This window comes from Psychrobacter sp. GW64-MNA-CIBAN-0177 (genome assembly GCF_040309585.1).
GTDB lineage: Bacteria > Pseudomonadota > Gammaproteobacteria > Pseudomonadales > Moraxellaceae > Psychrobacter > Psychrobacter okhotskensis.
Genome location: NZ_JBEOOY010000633.1, coordinates 1 through 233 on the forward strand (window position 1 = coordinate 1; position 233 = coordinate 233).

The window sequence follows — 233 nt, forward strand, 5'->3', positions numbered from 1 at the left end:
GGCAGGCACATAATCAATCAAGTTGGTTACTGCATTACCGTTATGTTTAAAGCTGTTCAAGCTACCTTGCCATGCTTGGGTTAAATTAATCTGGTAACAATCTCCTTGCACCAAGTAGCACTGCGTTTTAGCAAATGCACGCTGGTAATCGCTTTTTTGCCATTTGGGTGTTAATACAAGAGGTGCTAAAGAATTTCCAAGTTCTTGAAAGTTATTCGTACCTGATAACTCAT

The 233-nt window shown here is 39.5% G+C and carries 1 pseudogene; it reads right to left on the bottom strand.

The window, feature by feature from the left end:
* A pseudogene (locus AAEY79_RS16490) lies at positions 1 to 233 on the bottom strand (anthranilate synthase component I family protein); the annotation flags it as partial.